This is a genomic window from Pinibacter soli (genome assembly GCF_029961145.1).
GTDB lineage: Bacteria > Bacteroidota > Bacteroidia > Chitinophagales > Chitinophagaceae > Pinibacter > Pinibacter soli.
Genome location: NZ_JASBRG010000011.1, coordinates 1 through 5,486, shown reverse-complemented (window position 1 = coordinate 5,486; position 5,486 = coordinate 1). Strand labels below are relative to the sequence as shown.

At 39.8% G+C, this 5,486-nt stretch carries 1 protein-coding gene; it reads right to left on the bottom strand.

What is annotated here, in order from left to right; genetic code table 11:
- Positions 1-4 precede the first annotated feature (4 nt).
- Positions 5-5,098, bottom strand: coding sequence for a putative type IX secretion system sortase PorU2 (porU2, locus tag QJ048_RS23360; RefSeq protein WP_282336887.1), 5,094 nt, complete (start codon positions 5,096-5,098; stop codon positions 5-7).
- Between the last annotated feature and the right edge of the window lie 388 nt (positions 5,099-5,486).

Genomic DNA, 5,486 nt, shown 5'->3' with positions numbered 1-5,486 from the left:
TTTCTTATCTCATTAAATACATTTTTCCATAGCCGCTATTGAAGAACTTGTCTGTATCGTCTCCTTTAGCTTTGTATTTATCCATTTTCTTTCCATCCAAAGTTGTTACTACACGATAAATGTAAACGCCGTTTGCCAGGCGCTGGCCAAACTGATCAGTTCCATCCCATTTAAACTCTGTAATGTTCCTACCAATGTGCAGTGGACCGAGTTCATCTTTCGTAATTTCTCTGACTACTTTTCCTGTTATCGTTAATATCTGGATCTTAAACTGCTGCGGAATTTCGCTTCCCGTAATCGTAAATACAAACGCCGTTGAAGTAGTAAACGGATTCGGATAGTTGAGCAGATTAGAGATCATTGGTTTACTGATTACAGTAAAACCAATTCTGTAATCAACCTGCCCCGCTGCGTTGCCGCTCTTATCCTTTCCGGATAATATCAGTTCGTAATTGTCGCCATCGCTACTGTAAGAATTTTCAAATGATGGCGTAAACTCTATGCTGGCCGTATTGTCTGATGCACTTTGAGCCGGTATGAATCGCAGGGTATCGTTGTCATATTTGTATGAACGAATTTCGCCAGGGGTAATACCTCCATCGGGACTTGGGAACTTCACTCTTACTTTTAGCAGCGATGTATCGTTCAACAATAAATACTTCGCATTGTCCTTAAGCTTTATAAGAATATGAGGTTTCGCGGAAACCATATCCTGGTTCAAAATGTGTACACCGTCAAAGGTTACATCCATCATCGGATTGGTATTATCTCCCTTCACATAAAAGTTCTTGTAAAAGAAGTTATTATACAAATACGCCTCAGGCTGGTTAAAATCCGGATTGAAGTTTACATACATTGTATTGTTTCCAGTGAAGTCTTTTGTATCGACATCATACTTTAACGTAACGGTGTCCCCTGCTATCAAAGGCTTCGTTTTAGGGAGTGATATAACGTGAGCTACATTGTCCTTATCTGTAACCGTCATTTTCACCAGGATGCTATCAAACTTCGTTTGGCTGATGTTTTTAAAAGCCACGGCCAAAGGAATTTTTTCGCCTATATCAAGTGTATCCTTAAACTTAAAGTACATGTCTGTTGCGATCGCCCCTTCCGGAACAGGATCGTAATTTACCCTCCAATATTTGAGCTGATATGGTGTGCCCGACAGTGAATCCTTTGTGTACATTCTAAACTTGAGATTAGGATAAATCTTTGCGTCGATGGAAGAAATATCCACATCAGCGTCTGAAGTTTGCAACGTTTTAAGTAAGGTTTCATTGTTGCTATTATCCACTCCTATCAGCTGCACAGTTACACTATCCTTGGAAGGCGTTTCTGTACTATTACCGCGCCAATGAAATTGTTTCCACGCTTTTGCCGGACCAAAGGTTGGTGAAATCACGTCTCCTTCATAGTCATCAATCGGGCCGGTTGCAGACAACTTCAGCGTATCCATTAAGCCATTGGTGAATATACTTTTCGCAACAAAGGAAGGGTCATTATTTCTGTAAATGAATATAAATGCTTTGACTGAATTGAATGAATCAATATCTGTAAATCCTTCTTGTAACAACTTGTGGTAAAGAGATTTGTTTTTGCCCAACACAGTTGTGTCGTCTTGCCATTCTGTTGCATAAGTAAGGTCCGGAGCGTCAGGGAGAAGCTCCGGAGTACTGATCACAACTCTCGCAATTACGTAAGCTTTATCGGGAAGCGAATTAAGGAAATTATACGCGTTTATCCTTCCTGTTGGGTTACTTATATCGTATTGGAAATTATATAGTCGGTCAGGTTTACACAACGGTTTTGAATTATAAAGACCATTGGGATTTGTCCACAATTTAAATGTTACCGGATCGAAAACATTGAATACAATCCCATAGCCACACGCATTCTCAGCAAACAGATTTCTTGAGGAAACCACAGTAAAGTCGCCACCTACCTGCCATGCACCGCCTAGAACGCCGCTTGTAGCAGTCATTGTTACAGGGCTGCTGGCATACTGCCAGGCCCTGTTGGAGCTTATCAGCATCGAATCCGCAGCTGATTCCTTATGTTGATAATAGTGGGATTGGTTGAACCCTGGAGTACTGTTGCTTAAATAAATAAATGAGAACATGTTCCAGTGATAATCTTCATTCTGCCGCGGAACAATGGACACACGCCAATAATACACAACGCTATCCAGATAATTTAATCCCGAGTTAAACTCAATAACGCCACCCACACTATTCAATTTTACCTGACGCTTCATAGAGGAATTAAACAATGCTGTAGTATCAATCTCCATCATATAATCTCTTGCTTCGCTAAAAGGATTTGATGTGGATGCATACAGCTTTTGACCCTGTGTATTTACAATTGAATAGTTATATGGATAGACAGGCCTTGCTTCGTCTTCATAAACGAAAAACTCCTTTGTTATGCTGTTGTTTGATTCAGATACTTCATCTACCACGTTGTCTGTGTCGATGGTGATGACAACCTTGTTCGTTCCTTTATCTTTTGAAGTAATAATAGGAATAGGAACTGTTACAGAATCGCTGTAATAAATTCCTTTCATTTTTTGCCTGTACAGCACAGTTGATGTTCCGTCGGCGTGAATATGTTTTACGTCAAGAGTGATGGAATCTTTAACGGCTTTACCCAGATTATACAATCTTATAAACGCTTTACAGTTGCCTTCTGCCAGGGAAATAAATGACGGCGTTATTAACACCTGCGGGTCCTCAATTACATAATCTGGCTTAGGCTGAAAATTGAATTTAATGGCTGGGTCACCATGAACAAGAACCTGTTCTGCATTACAACGGGAAAAAAAATCGTTCTGACTATAGGTTTCCATTAAAGCGTCTCTGTTAACAATGCCCAATGATTTCATATAATCCTTCGAACGCATATCATTATTAAACTTAGACAGGTATGAACCCAAAGTAGTAACTATGCCATAATGCGTACTTGCCAGAAAAGCAATGGCCCCGTGTTGTTTGGCTAGTGTAAATTTTTCCGAGATCGTTTGGGTAAAGGTAAATGAAAAATTATTTCCTGCGTTACAACCATTCGCAGAAAAGACCGGATATTTTGTTGTGTTGTTGTATTCGCCGGGATCACTCAAATTAAAGGCCAGGGAACCAGCAGCCGAATGACCAAAATAAGTTATCAGGCTCATTCCTTTTTCAAACAGATTGGAGATTGTTTGCATTACATCTTGTCCTGCATTATTTACTGTCGTTTTACAGAACATTGTAACCTTTGTTCCAGTCAATGTATCCTCAAGCATATTTTTATAAAGGCCAACGTATCCACACAATTGTGGGCCTAAATTTTCATCATCTGCGCCCGTAAGCTCAAGTACATTCTTCATCCAAAGTCTGTCTGCAATAGTATTTTGCGCGGTTCGCTGCTGCGTTTCATACTCTATAAGTTTCTGCAAATAATCCTCCACTTCTTTTCCGGTAATAACGGATAAACGGCCGATTGGAATGGTTACAACAGGCGAAGAAACCCCATTTGCGCTCAACATATTGTCTGATGCCGGATTGCCAAACGTTGGCACAAGGCATAACTGCTTTAAATAATCGTTGCCAAAATTCCGGGTTGCGTCTGAGTAGTTAACTCCTTTACCGATGAGTAAAACATTTTGCGGCACTGCTAAAAACTTATCTCTCGCAAAAGCAATAAAATTTTTTATAGAAGACGGGTGATAGGTAATGCCGTAAACAAACTGGTCTGTCAATTCTCCTACCTCAAGAATCTTTGTTTTAAAACCACCTCCATTCACTGAACTTCTGTAAATGGCATAATCCTGAATTGGATTGTTGCCGCTTGAGCCACTGTAAAGCACAGGATTGGTAATGATAAGAAAGTCTCCCTGGTTCTCACTTTTTGAGTAATCAACAAATTGTTTTGGAGTAAGCGTATTTACCGTAGTAACCTTATCGGCGGCCTGGCTTACCAAAATAAACGTTGAAGTTGTGAAGGATGGAGGCAGTAAAAACTTTATTTTACCTGCTGTCGCTATATTACCAAGATATCTCTTTTGATTTGTGATGTCCAACAAAACCGGGGCTACATTGACCGTATTAAAGTTGGTTATTTCAAGATAATAGCCGTTGCTGTTAGGAGCAAGATTAAACTGGAAATTATCTGATGCACCGCCAAAGTTGAACTGCCGTGGATAAGTAAGTTCATAAAACGAAACTACTACTCTATCGGTAACATCATTGGAAGTATTATAGAAAGAAACCTGTGAAGAATTGGTGTTAAGATTTGCAAGCTCAACAGTTGCAGATTGAACAATATCCGAATCATTGTTTAATTGCGAAGAACTGACAACATTGTTGTTAACCTTCACATCTAGCCTGCGACTGTTGAACTTACTATTTCCAAACGCTCCATATTTTATTGAGCCATCTGGCGCCCCGCTGCCCGTATATAAGAATAAGTTACTTATAGGCGGTGCCTCTAAAGGAGCTTGAGGCGCGATATCATTGCTGCTCCAAAACTCACCCTTGTCGTAAGAAGAAGAATAAACATACTCACCTGCATACTCATAACGACCCGGATTAATCTGGTCTCTGAAATAATTTGCTGTCGTGCACATAAAGTATGGTTCAGCAGGTAAAGCAGGATTGCTTACATCATTATTCAATGTGTTATAACGGGCATTGGCAGCAACATTTGGACGAACTAATAAAAAATATGTTCCGGCATCCTCAAAGAGACTCATCGCGGTTGAATGCTGGTATACCGGGTCTCTATATAATTGTTTGTCGGGAACACCATCATTTGTAGTTGCCCAAAATTCAATGTACCCATTAGCAGGAAGCTTTCCCGTTTCAGATGATGTATATAAGGGAACTTCTTTCCCGTTTTTGTACAGCGAATAGTCCTCTACGTTAGCACCGTCTATGCCCGCAGTTGCCAATGTAGAAACCGGAATGCGGTACAACCCGGTTTTGTACACTTTGAACTTGTAATATGTTTTAGTAAAATCTATCCATTCATTGCCATAGTTCTGGGCTAGTGTGGTAAACCCTACCATTACAAACAGTAGCGCCAAAATATTCGCTTTGTGAAAACCTTGCCTTTTTTTCATAGAGTAAACCGTTTATCGTTTTCCGTCCTTTTCGCACCGTCAAATTTTAGCGAAAACTATATGTAAGGAACTGGAGTGGTCGGCAAGATTTGTATAGGTATTTTGTCTGACTATTAGGAGGGGCTGACACTTATAAGCCTGATGTACAAAGTCTTTGTCAGGTAATATATTCGTTAAGAGTATGGTAGACGAAATATCAATGCAAAAGGCTGCACACGAATTCAGCTGAATAAAAAAGCGTCCCCGTTTTTTAGGGACGCTTTTTGTATTTCGAATTGCTATTCTTTCTTATCTCATTAAATACATTTTTCCATAGCCGCTATTGAAGAACTTGTCTGTATCGTCTCCTTTAGCTTTGTATTTATCCATTTTCTTTCCATCCAAAGTT